21 protein-coding genes are annotated in these 18,785 nt (G+C 67.6%); 12 read left to right on the top strand and 9 right to left on the bottom strand.

The features are described 5' to 3' along the window. Positions 1-288: 288 nt before the first annotated feature. Complete coding sequence (locus BM397_RS07845; protein ID WP_092422734.1) at positions 289-633, top strand: antibiotic biosynthesis monooxygenase family protein; 345 nt, start codon at positions 289-291, stop codon at positions 631-633. Positions 634-699: 66 nt separating this feature from the next. Here the strand turns inward: BM397_RS07845 and BM397_RS07850 are convergent, their stop codons facing one another. From BM397_RS07850 to smpB, 3 genes are all read right to left on the bottom strand, one after another. After that, positions 700-1,884 (bottom strand): amino acid aminotransferase, encoded by a 1,185-nt coding sequence (locus BM397_RS07850; RefSeq protein WP_092422737.1) that lies wholly within the window; start codon positions 1,882-1,884, stop codon positions 700-702. Beyond that, positions 1,884-2,741 carry a 3-mercaptopyruvate sulfurtransferase gene (gene sseA, locus BM397_RS07855; RefSeq protein WP_092422740.1) on the bottom strand — a complete coding sequence of 286 codons (858 nt, stop codon included), beginning with the start codon at positions 2,739-2,741 and terminating at the stop codon, positions 1,884-1,886. Before sseA ends, BM397_RS07850 begins: the two co-directional genes overlap by 1 nt. A gap of 101 nt (positions 2,742-2,842) precedes the next feature. After that, positions 2,843-3,316 carry an SsrA-binding protein SmpB gene (gene smpB / locus BM397_RS07860; RefSeq protein ID WP_092422743.1) on the bottom strand — a complete coding sequence of 158 codons (474 nt, stop codon included), beginning with the start codon at positions 3,314-3,316 and terminating at the stop codon, positions 2,843-2,845. A 400-nt stretch (positions 3,317-3,716) separates the two neighbouring features. On the opposite strand from smpB, the gene puuE reads away from it, so the two are divergent. From puuE to BM397_RS07880, 4 genes are all read left to right on the top strand, one after another. Next, entirely contained in the window at positions 3,717-5,129 is a 1,413-nt protein-coding gene (gene puuE, locus BM397_RS07865) for an allantoinase PuuE (RefSeq protein WP_092423259.1), read from the top strand. Positions 5,130-5,140: 11 nt separating this feature from the next. Then, positions 5,141-5,992, top strand: a complete 852-nt coding sequence (locus tag BM397_RS07870; protein ID WP_092422746.1) for a bifunctional allantoicase/(S)-ureidoglycine aminohydrolase — start codon at positions 5,141-5,143, stop codon at positions 5,990-5,992. After that, entirely contained in the window at positions 5,989-6,486 is a 498-nt protein-coding gene (locus BM397_RS07875; protein ID WP_092422749.1) for an ureidoglycolate lyase, read from the top strand. The genes BM397_RS07870 and BM397_RS07875 overlap by 4 nt, the downstream gene beginning before the upstream one ends. A 100-nt stretch (positions 6,487-6,586) precedes the next feature. Beyond that, a complete protein-coding gene (locus tag BM397_RS07880) occupies positions 6,587-7,954 on the top strand; it encodes a uracil-xanthine permease family protein (protein WP_092422752.1) in 1,368 nt (455 codons plus the stop codon). 29 nt (positions 7,955-7,983) lie between these two features. Here the strand turns inward: BM397_RS07880 and BM397_RS07885 are convergent, their stop codons facing one another. Then, positions 7,984-8,574 carry a hypothetical protein gene (locus tag BM397_RS07885; protein ID WP_092422755.1) on the bottom strand — a complete coding sequence of 197 codons (591 nt, stop codon included), beginning with the start codon at positions 8,572-8,574 and terminating at the stop codon, positions 7,984-7,986. 173 nt (positions 8,575-8,747) lie between these two features. Here BM397_RS07885 and BM397_RS07890 point away from each other — a divergent pair, with 173 nt between their 5' ends. The 6 genes from BM397_RS07890 (at position 8,748) to BM397_RS07915 (ending at position 13,821) form a co-directional block, all read left to right on the top strand. Next, complete coding sequence (locus BM397_RS07890) at positions 8,748-9,038, top strand: hypothetical protein (RefSeq protein WP_092422757.1); 291 nt, start codon at positions 8,748-8,750, stop codon at positions 9,036-9,038. After that, entirely contained in the window at positions 9,010-9,711 is a 702-nt protein-coding gene (locus BM397_RS07895; RefSeq protein ID WP_092422760.1) for a winged helix-turn-helix domain-containing protein, read from the top strand. Before BM397_RS07890 ends, BM397_RS07895 begins: the two co-directional genes overlap by 29 nt. A gap of 179 nt (positions 9,712-9,890) precedes the next feature. Then, the gene (locus BM397_RS07900; RefSeq protein ID WP_092422763.1) at positions 9,891-11,261 is read left to right on the top strand and encodes an arylsulfotransferase family protein; all 1,371 of its coding nucleotides are present in this window, start codon (positions 9,891-9,893) and stop codon (positions 11,259-11,261) included. A 52-nt stretch (positions 11,262-11,313) separates the two neighbouring features. After that, positions 11,314-11,550 (top strand): hypothetical protein, encoded by a 237-nt coding sequence (locus tag BM397_RS07905; RefSeq protein WP_245696019.1) that lies wholly within the window; start codon positions 11,314-11,316, stop codon positions 11,548-11,550. Further along, on the top strand, positions 11,547-13,061 hold the full coding sequence (locus tag BM397_RS07910; protein WP_092422766.1) for a sulfotransferase: 1,515 nt from the start codon (positions 11,547-11,549) through the stop codon (positions 13,059-13,061). The genes BM397_RS07905 and BM397_RS07910 overlap by 4 nt, the downstream gene beginning before the upstream one ends. A gap of 265 nt (positions 13,062-13,326) precedes the next feature. After that, entirely contained in the window at positions 13,327-13,821 is a 495-nt protein-coding gene (locus BM397_RS07915; RefSeq protein WP_092422769.1) for a hypothetical protein, read from the top strand. Positions 13,822-13,852: 31 nt separating this feature from the next. Here the strand turns inward: BM397_RS07915 and BM397_RS07920 are convergent, their stop codons facing one another. From BM397_RS07920 to BM397_RS07935, 4 genes are all read right to left on the bottom strand, one after another. Beyond that, positions 13,853-15,091 carry a lytic murein transglycosylase gene (locus BM397_RS07920; RefSeq protein WP_092422772.1) on the bottom strand — a complete coding sequence of 413 codons (1,239 nt, stop codon included), beginning with the start codon at positions 15,089-15,091 and terminating at the stop codon, positions 13,853-13,855. A gap of 120 nt (positions 15,092-15,211) precedes the next feature. Further along, entirely contained in the window at positions 15,212-15,814 is a 603-nt protein-coding gene (locus tag BM397_RS07925; protein ID WP_092422774.1) for an SCO family protein, read from the bottom strand. 11 nt (positions 15,815-15,825) lie between these two features. Further along, the gene (locus BM397_RS07930) at positions 15,826-16,377 is read right to left on the bottom strand and encodes a copper chaperone PCu(A)C (protein ID WP_092422777.1); all 552 of its coding nucleotides are present in this window, start codon (positions 16,375-16,377) and stop codon (positions 15,826-15,828) included. Between the two features lie 113 nt (positions 16,378-16,490). Then, entirely contained in the window at positions 16,491-16,844 is a 354-nt protein-coding gene (locus BM397_RS07935) for a hypothetical protein (RefSeq protein WP_092422780.1), read from the bottom strand. Between the two features lie 266 nt (positions 16,845-17,110). Here BM397_RS07935 and BM397_RS07940 point away from each other — a divergent pair, with 266 nt between their 5' ends. Next, positions 17,111-17,905 carry a DeoR/GlpR family DNA-binding transcription regulator gene (locus BM397_RS07940; protein ID WP_092422783.1) on the top strand — a complete coding sequence of 265 codons (795 nt, stop codon included), beginning with the start codon at positions 17,111-17,113 and terminating at the stop codon, positions 17,903-17,905. Positions 17,906-17,917: 12 nt separating this feature from the next. On the opposite strand, the gene BM397_RS07945 is transcribed toward BM397_RS07940, so the two are convergent. After that, a complete protein-coding gene (locus BM397_RS07945) occupies positions 17,918-18,706 on the bottom strand; it encodes an aldolase (protein WP_092422785.1) in 789 nt (262 codons plus the stop codon). Positions 18,707-18,785: the final 79 nt, after the last annotated feature.

Raw genomic sequence — 18,785 nt, forward strand, 5'->3', positions numbered from 1 at the left:
AGCCCTGCGGATACGCGGCATGGCCCCGATCGGCAAGCGACTCCTCGGCAGAGCGGGGCTGGCGGCGAGCCACCGCCCCCCTACCCCGGCGTCACCGCGCATGGAAACGCCCCGAACGCGTATTTGGAAAAGAGAAGAAGCAGGTGTCCGCGCCCAACCCCTTCTTCTCTTTCCAAATACGCAAATCCGGAACCCGCCACGGGCGCGCGGCCCGGCAGGCGCGCGGCGGATCCGGCTTGCAAATCTCCGCGCGCGCCGGAAAGTCTGGCGCGCACAGAGGAGACAGCCATGATCGCCATCATCTTCGAGGTCATCCCCGCCGAGGGCCGCAAGGACCAGTACCTCGACATCGCCGCCGCCATGCGCCCCATGGTCGAGGAGGTCGAGGGATTCATCTCGGTCGAGCGCTTCCAGAGCCTCACCAATCCCGAGAAACTGCTCTCGCTCAGCTTCTTCGAAGACGAGGCGGCGGTGGAGCGCTGGCGGAAACTGGCAGCGCATCGCGGTGCGCAGAGGGCCGGGCGCGAGGGCATCTTCGCCGGCTACCGGCTGCGGGTCTGCCAGGTGTTGCGCGACTACGGCATGGACGACCGGGCCGAGGCGCCGCAGGACAGCCTCGCCGAGCATGGCTAAAATGCGAAACGCGGGCCCGAGGGCCCGCGTTTGAAACTCATACCATCTTGAAGCTGCGGTCTCGGCTCAGCAACCCGCCTTGATGATCGCCTCCGCGAGGATCGGCACGGTGGTCTTGTTCAGCCCCGCGATGTTCAGCCGCGAGTCGCCGACCATGTAGATGCCGTGATCCCGGCGCATGGTCTCGACCTGCTCCGGCGTTGCGCCGAGCCGCGAGAACATGCCGCGGTGCTGGGCGATGAACCCGAAACGATCCGAGCCCGACAGGCGCTGTAGCTCGGAGGCCAGCTGCTCGCGCAGGCCCAGCATCGACAGACGCACCTCCTCCAGCTCGGCGGCCCAGTCGGCGCGCAGCTCGGGATCGTTCAGAACCATGGTCACCAGCCGCGCACCGTGATCGGGCGGGAAGGAGTAGTTCTGGCGGTTGAGGTAATTCAGCGTGCCCTGGTTCAACTTCTTCGCCGAGGCGTCGCGGCTCACCGCCATCAGCAGGCCGGTGCGTTCGCGGTAGATGCCGAAGTTCTTCGAGCAGGAGGCGGCGATCAGGCACTCGGGCACCGAAGAGGCGACGAGGCGCACGCCGGCGGCGTCTTCCTCGAGACCGTCGCCGAAGCCCTGGTAGGCAATGTCGATCATCGGCGTGCCCTGCTTTTCCAGCAGCAGCTCGGTCACGGCCTTCCACTGCGAGATATTCAGGTTGGCGCCGGTGGGGTTGTGGCAGCAGCCGTGCAGCAGCACCACGTCGCCTGGGAGCACCTGCTGCAGGTCGGCGATCATGCCCACGAAGTCCACGCCGCGGGTCTCGGCGTCGAAATAGCGGTAGGGAACGATCTGCAGCCCCATGTGCTTGAGGATCGACAGGTGGTTGGGCCAGGTCGGGTCCGAGACGAAGACGCGCGCCTTGGGGTTGGCCATCTTAATCATGTCGAAGGCCTGGCGCACCGCGCCGGTGCCGCCGGGGGTCGCGGCCGCCGCCACGTTCTCGGCCGGGACCGCGTCGCCCAGCACCAGCTTGCCCAGAGCCTCGGCAAAGGCCGGATCGCCCGCGAGACCGGTGTAGGACTTGGTGGTCTCACTCTCCCAGAGCTGCTTTTCCGCCGCCTTGATGGCGCGCATGACCGGCGTGTTGCCGCTGGCGTCCTTGTAGACGCCGACCCCGAGGTCGACCTTCTGCGTCCGCGGGTCCTCTTTGTAGGCCTGCATCAGCATCAGGATTTTGTCTGCGGGCTGCTCTTTCAGAGTTTCGAACATCAGTCCTCTCCGGTGGCGACGGGCAGCGTGGGGAATTGCCCCCACTCGGTCCAGGACCCGTCATATAGGGCATGGTCGGTCTTGCCCAAACGCGTCAGGGCAAGGCTCAGGATGGCGGCGGTGACGCCGGAGCCACAGCTGGTGATGGCGGGCTTGCCCAGATCGACGCCGGCCGCCTCGAAGGCGGCGCGCAGCGCCTCGGGCGATTTCATCGTCTGGTCGGGGTTGAGCAGCGTGCCGAAAGGCACATTCTTCGAGCCGGGAATATGCCCCGAGCGCAGGCCCGGGCGCGGCTCGGGCACCTCTCCGCGGAAGCGCGCAGGGGCGCGGGCGTCGATGATCTCGTGGTCACGCAGCTTCGAAGCGGCCGAGACCTGCGTGACGTCCTTCACCAGGTGGTTCTGGCGGCGCACCATCATGTGGCGGTCGCGGATGACCGGGGGCAGATCCTCGACCTCGCGGCCCTCGGATTGCCATTTCGGCAAGCCACCGTCGAGCACGGCGATGTCGTCATGACCCATCAGCTTGAACAGCCACCAGACGCGCGCGGAGGAGAACAGGCCGGTGCCGTCGTAGACGACGATCTGGTGGCCGTCGCCGACGCCAAGCGCGCGCATCCGGGACATGAACTTGTCGATGGGCGGCACCATGTGCGGCAGGTTCGAGCGCAGGTCGGAGATCTCGTCGATGTCGAAGAAGCGCGCGCCGGGAATGTGCGCGGCCTCGTACTCGGCCTTCGGATCGCGGCCGGATCCGGGCATGTACCAGCTCGCATCGAGCAGGCGCAGGTCGGGATCTTTCAGGTGGCGCGCCAGCCAGTCGGTCGACACCAGCGTCTTGGGATCGTCACTTGCCATCACCTCTCCCCGGGGCAGTCAGCATCGCCTCGTCTCTAAGGTGCCCGCCCCGGACTCGCAAGGGCGGGATCGCTCGCGCGCCCCCGGGCACCGTCACGGCGTCAGCCGCGCTCCTTGAGCAGGCGCTGCTTCTGGCGGTTCCAGTCGCGCTTGGCCTCGGTCTCGCGCTTGTCGTGGTTCTGCTTGCCCTTGGCGATGCCGATCTTCAGCTTCACCATGCCCTTGTGGTTGAAGTACATGACCAGCGGCACGATCGTCATGCCCTTGCGCTGGGTCTCGTTCCACAGCCGCGACAGCTCCTTCTTGGAGACCAGCAGCTTGCGGCGACGCCGCTCCTCGTGCGGGAACATGGCGCGGGTGTAGGGTGCGATGTAGGAGTTCACCAGCCACAGCTCGCCGTCCTCCACCGCCGCGTAGCTCTCGGCGATGTTGGAGCTGTTCTCGCGCAGGCTCTTCACCTCGGATCCGGTGAGGATGATGCCGCACTCGATATCGTCCTCGATCGCGTAATCGAAGCGCGCGCGCCGGTTCTCGGCGATGATCTTGTAGTTCGGGTCGGACTTCTGCTGGGCCATGATGGGTGCACATAGGGGCTGAGGGGCGCTCTGTCCATATGGCGTTGCCGAGATTGGGGCTCCGCCCGAGCGCGGGATACGCGCGGAGCCGGCAGGAAGGGGGGCTCCGCCCCCGGGGCGCTGCGCGCCTCTCCCCCGGAATATTTGTATCCTGGCGAAGGTGCAGGAGACCGAGAGCGCCCTCTCCGTCTCGCGGGAAATATCCCCGCCGGAGGCTTCCGGGCGCGCGCCCCTCGTCGCGCCGAAGCTGGCAACGCCCATTGCCACATGTCCTTGCTCCTTTTTTCAGCGGTGCTAACAGGGAAGGCAAGGCGCGCGCCGCCTCGCGGGGCTTTGCGGTTCCGCAGCGGCCGGTGCGCCAGTATCGACAGGAGAACGACCCATGCCAGAGGACCGGCAGATGCAGCGCTATCCCCGCAACATGATCGGCCACGGACCCGACCGCCCCGACGCGCAATGGCCCGGCGGCGCGAAGATCGCTGTGCAGTTCGTGCTCAACTACGAAGAGGGCGGCGAGAACTGCGTGCTGCACGGGGACGCGGCCTCGGAGGCCTTCCTGTCGGACATCGCCGGCGCGGCGCAATGGCAGGGCCAGCGCCACTGGAACATGGAGTCGATCTACGAGTACGGCGCCCGCGCCGGCTTCTGGCGGCTGCACCGCCTCTTCACCGGCTACGAGATCCCACTCACGATCTACGGCGTCGCCACCGCGCTCGCCCGCTCGCCGGAGCAGGTCGAGGCAATGAAGGATGCGGGCTGGGAGATCGCCTCGCACGGGCTCAAGTGGGTCGAGCACAAGGACATGCCCGAGGCGGAGGAGCGCGCGTCCATCGCCGAGGCGATCCGCCTGCACACCGAAGTCGTCGGCGAGCCGCCGCGCGGCTGGTACACCGGGCGCTGCAGCGCCAACACCGTGCGTCTGGTCGCCGAGACCGGGGCGATGGATTACGTGTCGGACACTTATGACGACGATCTGCCCTACTGGCTGGAAATGGAGGGCCGCGACCAGCTGATCATCCCCTACACGCTCGAGGCCAACGACATGCGTTTCGCCACCTCGCCCGGCTGGATCGAGGGCGAGATGTTCTACACTTACCTCAAGGACGCCTTCGACACGCTGATCGTCGAGGGCGCGGCGGGCAAGCCGGCGATGATGTCGGTGGGGCTGCACTGCCGGCTGATCGGCCGCCCGGGCAAGATGGCGGGGCTGAAGCGCTTCCTCGACTACATCGGCGGCTTCGACGGCGTCTGGACCCCGACACGGCTTGAGATCGCCGAGCATTGGGCGAAAACGCATCCTCCGAAGAAGGGCCCGCGCCCCTCGGCCATGGACCGCGAGACCTTTGTCGGCACCTTCGGCGGCATCGTCGAGCATTCGCCCTGGGTCGCCGAGCGCGCCTTCGAGCTGGAACTGGGCGCAGCGCATGACCGCCCCGCGGGTTTGGCCAACGCCCTCGCCCGCGTGCTGCGTACCGCCAGCCGCGAGGAACGGCTGGGCGTTCTGCAGGCGCACCCGGATCTTGCCGGCAAGCTTGCGGAGGCCAAGCGGCTGACCGAGGACAGCACCGCCGAACAGGCCAGCGCCGGGCTCGACGCGCTGACCGACGCCGAGCGCGCGCGCTTCACCGAGCTCAATGCCGCCTACGTCGAGAAGCACGGCTTCCCGTTCATCATCGCTGTGCGCGACCACGACAAGACGGGCATCCTCGCCGCCTTCGAGCGCCGCATCGCAAACGACACCGAAACCGAGTTTGCCGAGGCCTGCCGCCAGGTGGAACGCATCGCCCGCCTGCGCGTGGAGGCGATCCTGTGAGCACGACTGAAATGACCAAGCCCGAGATCACCAAGACCTACGCCTTCCCGCCCGCCGGCATGCCGCCGCGCGGCGACAACCCGCAGGGCGCTGCGGTCTTCACCACCGCCTATGCCTTCATCCCCGCGGGCACGATGCGCGACATTGTCACCTCCTTCCTGCCCGGCTGGCAGCAGACCCGCGCCTGGATCATCGCCCGCCCGCTCTCGGGCTTTGCAGAGACCTTCTCGCAATACGCGATGGAGCTGGCCCCGGGCGGCGGCAGCAACGCCCCCGAGCCCGACCACGATGCGCAGGCGGCGATCTTCGTCGCCGAAGGCACGGCGCGGCTGACCCTGGGCCGCGACAGTCACGAGCTGCGCGCGGGCAGCTATGTCTACCTACCGGCGAGCGCGGTCTGGACGCTGTGGAACACCGGCGAGGTGCCCTTCAAGTTCCACTGGATCCGCAAGCGCTGGCAGCCCGCCGAGGGGCTCACCGCGCCGGACGCGATCATCACCCATGACGACGATGTGGCGATCTCCTGGATGCCGGACAACGAGGGGCTCTGGGGCACCCAGCGCTTTGCCGATCCGCTCGACATCCGCCACGATTTCCATGCCAATATCGTCACCTTCGGCAAGGGCGGGCGCATTCCCTTTGCCGAAACCCACGTGATGGAGCACGGGCTCTACGTGCTCGAAGGGCGCGCGCGCTACCTGCTCAACCAGGATTGGGTCGACGTGGGGCCGGGTGATTTCATGTGGCTGCGCGCCTTCTGCCCGCAGGCCTGCATCGTCGAGGAAAGCGAGCGCTTCCGCTACCTGCTCTACAAGGACGTCAACCGCCACGTCTCGCTCGCGCCCTTCGGAGCGGCGCGATGAGAGAGATTGCAGCACGGCCGCTGACCGCCGAGGCCTTCGCGCCCTTCGGCGAGGTGCTCGAGGTCCGGGGCGCGGCGGACAAGATCATCAACCAAGGGCTCTGCGGGCGGCACCACGACCGCGCCGCCATGGACTTCGGCCCCGAGGGGCGGGCGGGCATCAGCCTCTTCGACGCCGAGCCGCGCGCCCTGCCCTACACGCTGGAACTGGTCGAGCGGCACCCCGAAGGCTCGCAGGCCTTCCTGCCGATTCACCAGAACGAATGGCTGGTGATCGTCGCCGAGCCCGGCCCGGGCGAGAACGAGGCGCCGGGCGCGGTGCATGCCTTCCTCGCCGCGCCGGGACAGGGGATCAACTTCCACCGCGGCACCTGGCACGGGGTGCTGACACCGCTTCACGCGCCGGGGCTCTTTGCCGTGGTCGACCGCATCGGCGCGACGCCCAACCTCGAGGAACACTGGCTGGAGGAGCCGCTACTGATCACCCGGGGCTGACAGAGCCCCGGCCCCGCCGGGGCCACCCCGCGCAGACGCCCGGCAGAGGCGGCGGGTCATCTCATAACCACGACGCAAACACGACGAGGGAGACTATGGAATGACTGACGCAACCGCCCCCAAGGGCCACCCGATCGGCACGCCCGAGCAGCTGATGAACCCCGACTACATGCCGCCGCTCGGCAAGGCCGTGCCTTTGGGGCTGCAGCACGTGCTGGCGATGTTCGCCTCGAACGTCACCCCGGCGATCATCATCGCCGGGGCCGCGGGCTTCGGCTACGGCTCGAACAGCCCCGACTTTCCCAACATGATCTACATGATCCAGATGGTCATGCTGTTTGCCGGCATCGCCACGCTGTTCCAGTCCATCGGCTTCGGCCCGGTGGGGGCGCGGCTGCCGATCGTGCAGGGCACGTCTTTTGCCTTCCTGCCGGTGATGATCCCGGCGGTGGCCGGACAGGGCGTCGCGGGCATGGCCGGGCTGATGACCGGCATCGTGATCGGCGGGATCTTCCATTTCTGCCTCGGCTTCATAGTCACCAAGATCCGCCACGCGCTGCCACCGCTGGTCACCGGGCTGATCGTGCTGATGATCGGCCTCGCGCTGCTGAAGGTCGGCATCCAATACGCCGCGGGCGGGGTGCCGAAGCTGGGCACGCCGGAGTTCGGCAGTCTCGCCATGTGGCTGCCGGCGCTGGTGGTGATCCTCGTGACACTGGCGGTGAAATTCTTCACCCGGGGGCTGCTGTCGCTCTCGGCGGTGCTGGTCGGTCTCGTGGCGGGCTATCTCGTATCGCTGGCCATGGGGCAGGTCAACTTCGGCAGCGTCGCCAACGCGCCGGTCTTCGAACTGCCCATGCCGTTCCGCTGGGGCATCGAGTTCAACGCGGCGATCATCATCGGCATGTGCTTCATGGCGATCATCTCGGCGATCGAGACGGTGGGCGACGTTTCGGGCATCACCAAGGGCGGCGCGGGCCGCGAGGCCACCGACCGCGAGGTTGGCGGGGCAACCTTTGCCGACGGGCTGGGCTCGGCGGTCGCCGGGGTCTTCGGCGGCCTGCCCAACACCTCGTTCAGCCAGAACGTCGGGCTGATCTCGATGACCGGGGTGATGAGCCGCCACGTGGTCACCATCGGCGCGCTGTTCCTGATCGTCTGCGGGCTGGTGCCGAAAGTGGGTGCGGCGGTCTCGACGGTGCCGATCAACGTGCTGGGCGGCGCCGTCATCGTGATGTTCGGCATGGTCTGCGCCGCGGGGGTCAACATGCTCTCGGAGGTGGTCTGGAACCGCCGCAACATGGTGATCTTCGCGATCTCGCTCTCGGTGGGCTTCGGGCTGCAGCTCGAACCCTCGGCGCTGCAGCACCTGCCCCAGACGGCACAGGTGCTGCTGACCTCGGGGCTGCTGCCCGCCGCAGGTCTGTCGATCCTGCTCAACCTGCTGCTGCCCGAGGATCTGCACTGACCCCCGGGGAGCCGAACAGGCCGGCGCGCTCAGTCGCGCCGGCCGTCGTGGTGCCAGTCGCGCTGCCAGCCGTCATGCCGATCGCGGCCCTGCCCGGTCCCGCGGCCAACGATGCGCCAGCCCGCCTTCTCGAGGCATTGCGCCGAAAATACGCGCTCCTTGTCCTTGCCGATGCGGATTTTCTTGCTGCACCGGTCCGGCAGCGCGTCGGTCCGTACCGCGGCGCTGCGCAGGCAGGAGCGCTGCATGATGGCGCCCCGCTCTCCACGCACCTCGCGCAGGCAGGTGCCCGGCAAAACACCCCGAGGTTGCGCCTGCGAGGACTTTGCTACCTGGCCGGCGCGGTTGTCGAAGACATAGGGACGCGGCAGGTAGGGCGCCGAATTTTCCGCGCGCCATTGCGCCTCCTGCTGCGCCTTCTTCTGCGCTTCCTTCTTCTTGTCCCGCTCGCGATCCTCCGCGCGCGCCTCGCTGACCGCCTTGCCGATCATGTAGACGAGAGCGGCCCCGCCGATCACCTTGGCGACGTCCCGCGCTTCCGCCGCACGGGAGGGGGCGGCGCTGAAACCGGTGACGACGAGCGAGGCCGCGAGCACGCCGGCAATGAACTTCCTGGACATGGGCTGTCTCCTTGGAATGGGTCCGATAGGCCATCACGGCGGATGCCGCGATCTGCAAGGAGCCTCGGCCCGCCCCGGCGAAACAGGCAATATCCCTCCGATGTTATCGGATATCCGCCGCCTATCCGTTCGGGGCTATTGAATTGCGGCGGCGGCGCGCTCAGTCTTCAGGCATGAACACGCCGCTTCTCACCCTCTCGCTTCTGCTCGCCCTTGGCGCCACCGCCGCGCAGGCCGAGTGCTATGCGGAGTACAAGGCCAAACAGGACGACCCGCTGCGCCTTCAGTACGGCATCGCCCTGCTGCCGACGGAGACTTGCCCGTCCAAGAACACCGCGGCGGCACAGCTGGAGATCCGGCTCGACCGCAATGGCTGGACGCTGCTGAGCGTCGTCGCCCTGTCCGAACAGCCGCCCTCGGAAGAAAAGAAGAAGAATGCCGGCGAGTTCTATCTCCGCTACTGACGCCCGCCGCGCGGGCGGGCGCATAGTCACATTCGGCATCGCCGCGATCATCGCCCTGCTGGTTCTTGCCGGCGGGGTTTTGATGTTCACCCTGCCCGACGGCAACGCCTTCAACGCGCGGGTCGAGCGGATCTTCGTCGAGCATGATCTCACCGCCCAGGCCGAAGTGAAACTTCTGGAGATCCTCGCGCTCTCGGGCACCGCCTTTGCCGACACGCTGGCGAGCTACCGGATGGTGATCTTCGTGCTGCTGGTCTTCGCCGCCGCCATGCTGGTCGCCGCGCTGGTCTTCCTGGTGATGCTGGCCGGGATGAACCGCCGCATGGCGCAGATCGAACGCTCGGGCATCCAGGTCAGCTCGCTGATCATCAGCCGCGAGGAGAACATGGTCTATCTCAACACCATGGGCTTCAAGCTGACGGCGGCGATGATCGAGACGCTCTCGGTCCTGGCCGAGGCGCGGATGGACGACGAGACGCTGACCGGCGCTCAGATCGAGGGCATGATCTCGGGCCGCGATGCCAGCGACTGCGAGGAGGCCGCGGGGGCGACCCGGATCAAGCGGCTGCGCGATGGCCTCGGCAACCAGATGGTCAGCGAACTGCTGGTGCGCAACATCGCGCGCAAGGGCTATCACCTCGCCATCGACAAGGACGTGATTGAGGTCGTCTGATACCGCAGGCATCAAGGATTTTCCGGCCGCAGGACAGAAAACCGCGCTACTGTGCCGTTTTTCCTAGGAAAAGCTTGCGATTCCACAATCTCTGTTCAAGACTGCCCCACGCCCGAATGTTTTTGCCGGGTCAGCCCCAGTGATTTCCGGGGCAGGTCAGAATTTGAAAGCCAGTCATTATGTCGCAAGCCTCCGACAAGATCGCGCGGCGCGTATTCTCGTTTTGCCTGATCCTCGCCGTTCTTGGCGCTGGTTTCCTCTACGGCGCGCTCGCAACCCGAAAGAACCTGTTTCCCGCTCCGCAGCTCGAATTCGCCTATGACATGCTCACCACCCTCGGGCACAATGACCTGACGAGCCATCCCCGGCGCCACCACCTGCAGCCGTCGCGCGGCCTGGGCGAGGGAGTCGTCGTCAACGAGATCGGCGACGATGGCGCTCTGGTCTTCATGGCCGGCTTTTTCGACGACGAGAACCAGGCCCGGCTGGTGCACCGCGACGGCAGCGTGATGCGCAAGTGGTCGCTCGACTACTTCACGCATTTCCCCGACGCGGAGACCCGGATGTGCGCGCTGGCCACCACCCTCAACGTGGACCAGCATGGCGCGCTGGTCACGCGCCGGGGCGAAGTGGTCTTCAACTACGAGTACTGCGGCACGGTGAAGCTGTCGCCCTGTGGCGACGTGGTCTGGACCCTGAACGACCGCACACACCATTCGATCGTCCCCGCCGCGGGGGGCGGTTACTGGCTGCTGGGGCGCCAGCGCTGGACCGCCGCCGACGCGCCCGCCCGCATGCCGCCCTTCTCGACCTCCGCGACCGATCAGGAGATCAAGGAGGACACCATCATGAAGATCAGCGAGGACGGGGAGATCCTGCTGGAGGTGTCGATCCCGCAGCTGATGCGCGACGCCCACCTCGAGGCGCTGCTGACCGCCAACGGCGAGGATTTCAGCCGCGAGTCCGCCGATCGGGGCGAGCTGGTCCACGCCAACAAGGTGGCCGAGCTCTCCTCCGTTTACGCAGATGCCTTCCCGCGCTTCGACACGGGTGACCTGCTGCTGTCGATGCGCGACCTCAACCTAGTCATGGTCGTCGATCCGCTCAGCTGGGACGTGAAATGGCACCAGACCGGACCGTGGCTTCGCCAGCACGACCCCGAGTTCCTTCCCGACGGGCGCATCTCGATCTTCAACAACAACGTCTACCGCACCGTCTACCCGGACGAGGTGCTCGATCTGTCGACCCCGCCGGTCACCAACATCACCGCCGTGGACCCCGAAAGCGGCGAGGTCGAGGTGCTCTTCGGCGAGGCGCCGGGACAGGAGATGCTCTCGGCCATCCGCGGCCAGCACGAGATCCGGCCCGGCGGCGGCATGGTGATCGCCGAATTCGACGGCGGCCGGGTGATCGAGACCGACGCTGCCGGCAAGGTGGTCTGGGAATACGTCAACGCCTTCGACGCAGACAGCGTCGGCGAGATCACCAATGCCGATGCCTATCCGCCCGAGCACTTCGAAACCGCCTGGGAGAGCTGCGCCGGCGAGTAGCCGGACCACGGAAACGAGCGGCCTCCCCCGCACCAAAAGGAGACAGCGACAGATGACGAGCAACGTACGCGCAGCGGCGCTTTTCCTCCTGGCATTCGTGATCGCGATGCCCGACCCCGCCTCGGCCTATATCGGTCCGGGAGCCGGCCTCGGCGCGATCGCCGTGACCCTGGCGATCCTGCTGGGAGTCCTGCTGCTGCTGGTTGGCCTGGTGTGGTATCCGCTCAAGCGGATGCTGAGGAACCGGGCCGCCGCGCGCGGAGATACCGCGAGCGATACCCGCAAATGATGGTTGCCCTCGCCGTCTCTCTGCTCGCCGTGGCCGGTTTCGGGATCGGGCTCTGGCGCAGCCACGTGGCGACGGTCGCACGCTCTGCCATGGGCACCGCCATGGCCGGCATCACCGCGATGATGGACAGCGAGCTGGACGACGATGCGAAGGAGGTTGCGGTGCGCCGCGCCGGCTTTGCGCTGATCCGCGCCGCCTTCGGCCTGTGCTGGCGCCTCGCCCTGTCGCTTGCCCTTGCGGCGCTGCCGATCTTCACCGCCGATCAGGTGGGGCTCGTACCGGCCGAGGCGGTACTGACACTGATGATGCGGCTCGACTACCTCTTCATCGTCTCGGTGGCAGTGCTTGCGGGGGCGCACCTGCTCCGGCGCCTGCGCGGCCCGGCACGGCACGACCCCGAGGCCCTGCCCGAGATCAACCGCTATTCCACCGCGGATCGCTTCTTCCACATGCTGGCCTTTTCCAGCCCGGCGGTGATGAAGGGCGCCTCTAAGCTCGAGGACAGGCTGATGCCGGACGCGGTCCAGGCCCCAGACGGCCCGCCGATCTTCATCACCTCGCTGGCGCGCGGCGGCACCACCGCGCTGCTCAACGCCCTGCACGAGGTGCCGGGCATCGCCACGCACACCTACCGCGACATGCCCTTCGTCACCGCCCCCGCGCTGTGGAACCGTCTCGCCGGTGGACGCGGGCGCGACGTCGGACGCCACGAGCGGGCGCATGGCGACGGGCTGGAGATCGACCTCGACAGCCCGGAGGCCTTCGAGGAGGTGCTGTGGAAGACCCTCTGGCCCGGCAAGTACCGGTCCGAGGGGATCGCTCTGTGGGACACGTCCGACCGCGCTCCAGAGGCCGAGGCCTTCATCTCCCGGCAGATGCGCAAGGTGATCCACGCCCGGCGCGCGGCGCCCGGAGCAGCCCGCTACTGCTCGAAGAACAATGCCAACATCGCCCGCATCCCCTATCTGCTCGAGGCCTTCCCCGGCTGCCGGATCGTGGTGCCGCTGCGCCGCCCCGAGACCCATGCCGCTTCTTTGCTGCGCCAGCACCTGAACTTCCTGAAGCTGCAGAAAGACGACGAGTTCATCCGCCGCTACATGCGCGACATCGGTCACTTCGAATTCGGCCAGATCCACAAGCCGCTGCTCTTTCCCGGCTTCGATCCCGAGGCCTTCGATCCCGTCACGCCCGACCACTGGATGGACTACTGGCTGCACGCCTTCCGCCATGTCGAGCGCTACAAGGACCGCTGCCTCTTCGTGCTGCAGGACGACATGCGGGCGGAGCCGCAGGAGACGCTTGAGGCGCTTTGCGCGCAGCTGGACGTCGATCCGGCGGGGGTGAACTTCAGCACCCATTTCCGCCCGACGCCCGACCGCGCGCCGCAGGATCTCTACACCCCCGCGCTCTTCGCCGAGGCAGACGCGCTCTATCGCGGGCTGGAGCGCCATGCCGCGCCCCCGCCGGGCCTGCAGGGCATCGGCGGAAATCCGATCACCGTGCGCGCATAGACGCCGGTCCACCGGGCGCACGCTGGATCACCCGCGATGGTTGAGCTAGCATCCAAACGTTCCGGTTCAGGACCTTAGACCCCGGGGGCCGACCAGAAGATTGAGGTCGGACCCGATCATTTCAGACAAGCGCAGGTACCTGTTTTCAGCCTGCACCCAGCCTCGGGCTCACGTCCGGGAAAGCCGCGTCATAGCGGCGGACTACCCATAGGCCTTCCCCGGGACACCCGCAACGGACTCACACAACGATTGAGCGGAGGCACTCATGGCACTCAAGGAAAAATTCTCCGAGACCGACTGGGCGATGGTTCTCGAGGCCCCGATGCTCTCGGGGTTGGCGATCACCGCCGCCGATCCCGGGGGGCTGATCGGCGCGGTTCAGGAAAGCGCGGCCATGGCCGGCTCGCTGAAAGATGCCTCCGCCGGCACGCTCGCCGCCGAGGTGGCCGAGGCCTACAAGACCTCAGAGGGCCGCTCGACCGCGATGGACGGGGTGAAGGCGCTGGTGAAGGGCAAGAAGCCGCCAGAGATCACTGAAGCCGCAATCGCCCGCCTGTCGGAGATCCTCGGCACTGTAAAGACCACCGTCCCGGAAGAAGCGGGGGCCTTCTCGGAGTTCCTGATCGACACCGCGACCCGCACTGCAGAGGCGGCCAAGGAGGGCGGCTTTCTCGGCTTCGGCGGCGAGGCCGTTTCCGACGCCGAGAAAAAGACGCTGGCCGACCTGCAGGCGGCGCTTGGCGGCACCGCAGGGGTCTGACCCTGCCTGAGGAGCGAAGGTGGCGCGGCGCTCAGCCGCGCCGCAACCGTGCCAGAAGGCCCTGCGACGGCTCGCCGGTGACCGGCAGGCCTGCGCGCGCCTGATAGCCCTCGATTGCGGCGGTGGTCTTCTTGCCCAACACCCCGTCAGGCGTGCCGGCGTCGAAGCCCGCGCTGTTGAGCCGGCCCTGCAACTCGCGCCGGTCATCGATGGTCAGCCCGTAGCGATCCGGCGGAAAGCCCCCGCGGATCGGTCCCGCTCCGAGCAGCCGGTCCGACAGGTGGCCGACGCCGATGCCGTAATTCTGCGCGTTGTTGTAGCGCAGGATCACGTTGAAGTTGCGGTAAACGAGGAATGCCGGGCCGCTCGCGCCCTGCGGCAGCAGCAGCTTGCCGGACCCCGAGGGCAGCGATCCACCCGCCGCCGGCCGGACACCTGCCGAGGCCCAGCCCGCGCCGCTGCGGGTACCGCCCGCCATGGAGGCACCGCCGGAGGGAAGCACCACCTCGAGCCCCCAGGGCTCGCCGCGCCGCCAGCCGCTGCGCGACAGGTAGTTGGCGGTGGAGGCCAGCCCGTCGGTCGGATCGTCCGACCAGATGTCGCGTCGCCCGTCGCCCCGGAAGTCGACCGCGTAGCTCTGGTAGGTGGTGGGGATGAACTGCGTGTGCCCCATGGCCCCGGCCCAGCTGCCGGTCAGATGCGCCGGGTCGATGTCGCCGCGTTCGAGGATGCGCAGGGCCGCGAGGGTCTGTGCCTCGAAGAAGGCCCCGCGCCGCCCGTCGTAGGCCAGCGTGGAGCAGGCCGAAATCACCGGGATGTTGCCGCGCCGGGTGCCGTAGCTGCTCTCCATGCCCCAGACCGCGCAGACCACATGCGGCGGGACCCCGTAGCGCGCTTCGATCTGGCGCAGCACATCCATGTTGCGGCGTAGCTCGGCCCGCCCCTGGCTGACCTTCTGCTCGTTCGCGGTGATCGCGAGGTAATCCTCGAGCGTGCGGGTGAACTCGGTCTGGCTGCGGTCGCGCTCGACCACCCCGGGCAGGAAACCCGCCGACCGGAAGGCCCCGTCATAGGTGCTTGCCGAGATGCCCTGCGACAGCGCCCTGCCCCGGAATGAGGCGACCCAGGCATCCCAGCCGGGGTTCGGCTGGGGTCGCAGCATGGGATCGTCCGGCGCGCTCGCACCGCCCGAATATCCGCCGCCTCCGCAGCCCGCCAGTAGGGCCATCGCCCCGCCCGTGATCAGGAAAGTCCGTCTTGTGCTGCCCATCTGCCCGCTCCGCCCCTTTGTAGGTTTTGCAGGCAGACTGACCCGCCCCGGACGCCTCGGCAAGGGCCTGCCGGACCATCGGCAAGCCCTTGCCACCGGGCGGGTTTTCCGGCCCGACGTTCAGGAGGCCCCGACCAGCGCGCGCAGCTTGCCGAGCGCCCGGTCGTAGTCTTCCTGGTAGTTGATCAGTCCGGCGTAATCGCCGCCCTCGTCGAAGAGCAGCACCATGGCGGAGTGATCCATGGTGTAACCCCCATCATCCAGCGCCACCTGCCGGGCATAGATGCGGAAGGCCTTGATCGCCTTGTCCATCTCCTCGCGCGCGCCCGAAACCCCCAGCACGCCGGGCACCCAGGAGACGTATTGCTCCAGCTGCTCGGGCGTGTCGCGCTCGGGGTCGACGGTGACGAAATAGACGCGCAGCGCCTCGCCCGCCTCACCGAGCCCCTCCTGCCACGTGGCGATGTCGCCCAGGGTGGTCGGACAGACCTCGGGGCAATGGGTGAACCCGAAGAACACCGCCGAGGGCGCGCCTTTCAGGCTGTCCTGGGTAAAGGTGCTGCCGTCGGTGGCGGTCAGGTGATAGTCGCCCCGGCCCAGCGAGGCCGTCACGTCCTGCTCCAGCCGCGGGGCAACGACGCGGAACCAGAGCAGGGCGAGGAGGGCAAGGAAGACCAAACCCCAGAGCGCGATGCGGATCGTGGTGATGCCTTGTTTCGTCACGCGCCCAGCCCTCAGTTGCCGTGGGTCATCTGGCCGTGGCCCGCGCCCTTGGCGTTGGGCGCGCCGATGGCCAGCGGCACCTCGATCGTGCCAGCCTTCTCGAAGGTGAGGGAGATGGTCACGCTCTCGCCCATCACCAGCGGCTGCTTAAGCCCCATGAGCATCAGGTGATAGCCGCCCGGCTTCAACTCGACAGTCTCGCCCGCGGGGATCACCAGCCCGTCCGGCAGCGCGCGCATCTTCATCACCTGCCCTTCCATGGCCATCTCGTGGATTTCCATGTGGTCGGCGAGGTCCGCCGAGGTGCCCGCGGCGACCAGCCGGTCATCCTCGGTGCCGGTGTTGGTCACCGTGAAGAAACCGCCGCCCACCGGTTGGTTGGGCAGGCTGGCACGCGAGAAGGGCTTCTCGATGCGTAGGGCGCCGATCTCGTAGCTCGCATCGGCCCGCATTCCCACGTGCTGGGCTTTGCTCATCTCGTGCCCTGCAAGCTCGTTGCCGGCATGGGCGCCCGCGGTGGACAGCAGGGCAAGGCCGAGGGCGGTGATCAGGGGGGTCTTCATTTTTTCTCTCCTCCGACGCGCGCGCGGACGCACCGCTGCCTGCGCGGGACATGTCTCGGGCCATGCGGCCCTGGGGTCTGTTCGGGAAAGCGGCCTCGCGCCGCGGCTCCGGATCAGACCTGCGCCGGGGGCGCGCGCGGAGAGTTTCGCGGATAAGCCTGCTGCGGCACCAGACCGAGCTCGCGCAGGGCCGCCACCTGGAAGCGGTGATCGATCCTGTGCGTCAGGGCAGCCGGCGCAATTTCGGGCACCTCGGGCAAGAGGTTGCAGACCGGACAATGGTGCGCGTGGTGGAAGGTGTCACCTTCGCAGAGGTCGGCCAGGGTTCCACCCATCGCGAGGTAGCCGCGCAGGCTTGCCTCCGCCGGTTCCTCGGGCGCCATACGCGCCGCAAAGACGACGCTGGCCAGCGCCACCGCAAGGATGACGAGAGGCAGGGTCAGACGAAAGGCGCGCAAACGGCTCATGCCCCGATGTGTACTGCCCTTTCACGGACCTTGGAAAGGGACGTTGCGTCGCATATGAATGCAGCGCGACCGGGCAGCAGCGGCGAGCGCCCTTTACTTCACGTTATCTTTTGTTCGCTCATGTTGCCTCGTGCTAGACTGTGACCATCGGCACCGACACCCGCGCAGCCCGCGCGCCTGTCAGGTGCCCCTGCCCCAAGGAGGCACGTGCCCGCCCTGCCAAAGACCCCGTGAGACGTTCGCGGTAGGGGCGTGGCCGAGAGATCATGACCGCCGAAAAGGATGTCTCCCAGCCCCGCATGATGGGCGAGGTTCGCAAGGATCGCATCGCGCAGATGATCCGCAAGGCCGGTTTTCTGTCGTCAGCGGATCTCGCGGGACATTTCGGCGTCTCAGAGATGACCGTGCGCCGCGACCTGCGCGAGTTGGAGGACCGGGGGGACTTGCGCCGCACCCACGGGGGCGCCGTTCTGGGGGACGGCGGGCTGCCAGATCCGGTGCCCGCGCCCTTCTTCTGCGAGCGACAGAACCGCAACGCCGGGGCCAAGGCGCGCATTGCACGGCAGGCGCTGGCGCTGACCAGTCCGACGGACATGGTGGCACTGGACGTGGGCACCACGGTTCTGGAGCTGGCCCGGCTGATGGTCGGTGATGCCCGGCGTCGCCTGTTCACCAACAACCTGCGCATCGCGGCGCTCGAATCCCAAGCCGAGGTCTACATGCTGGGCGGCCGGATCCGCCCCGCCGCGATGTCGCTGGTCGGCCCGGTGGCGATGGAGCAGGCCGGGAAGCTGTGGTTCGACACGGTGTTCCTTGGTGTCGCCTCGATCTCCGGGGAGGGCATCTTCGATCTTTGCATCGAGGATGCCGAGATGAAGCGCACCTTTGCCGCCCGTGCCGGGCGTTGCGTGGTGCTGGCCGACAGCAGCAAGTTCGGCCTGCCCGCGCTGGTGCAGGTGGCCGCGCTCGAGAAGATCGACACCCTGGTGACCGATGCCGCGCCGCAGGGCGCCTTTGCCGACGCGCTCGCGGCGGCGCAGGTTGAGGTGATCGTCGCCTGACGCCGTCGCGCCTCAGTCCCGGAAACCGGGCGAGGTCAGGTCGAGCTGACGCTTGATGCTCTCGAGATGCATGCGCGCGCTTTCAGGGTCGCCCTCGCGCATCAGTCTTGCCGTTCTTTCGGCAAGCTCCTTCGCAACGGGGATCAGCGGGCGACCCGAGCTCATCGCCTTGAGTTGCACTTCGGCGGCGCGCTCGAGGTAGTAGAGATCATCCCAAGCCTCGGCGATATTCGGCGCGCAGACCATGACGCCGTGGTTGCGCATGAAAACAATGTCGGCCTCGCCCATCGCCTCGGCGATACGGTCGCCCTCGGCGTTGTCGAGCGCCAGCCCGTTGTAGGCCTCGTCCACCACGGTACGGCCGTAGAATTTCAGCGCGGTCTGCCCGGCCCAGACCAGGGGCTCGCCCTCGATCATCGTCAGTGCGGTGGCGTTGGGCATGTGGGTGTGGAACGCCGCGCCGACGCGCGGGTGCCGCTTGTGCAGACGGGCATGGATGTAAAAGGCGGTGGCCTCGGGTTCTCCATCGCCCTGCAGCACGTGACCGTCGAAATCGCAGATCAGCAGGCTGGAGGCCCTGGCCTCTGCAAAGGCATCGCCCAGCCGGTTGACGAGGAAGAGATCGGGATGGCCGGGCACCACGGCGGAGAAATGGTTGCAGATGCCCTCTTCCAGCCCGTAGCGCGCCGCCATGCGCAGGGTCGCGGCGAGATCGACCCGCGCAAGTTGGATCGCGTCGGTGCCCAGATCGACATTGCGCAGCGGCGCGGGGGCGGCAGGCTTCTGCATCTCGTGGGCCATGCGGCGGATCCTTTTCGGTGAGTAAGGCGGAGGGTGCAAGCGCGGGCAGGGATTGTCCAGCGCCAGCCCGGGGCAGTGG

The organism is Alloyangia pacifica (genome assembly GCF_900116195.1).
Taxonomy (GTDB): Bacteria; Pseudomonadota; Alphaproteobacteria; order Rhodobacterales; family Rhodobacteraceae; genus Salipiger; species Salipiger pacificus.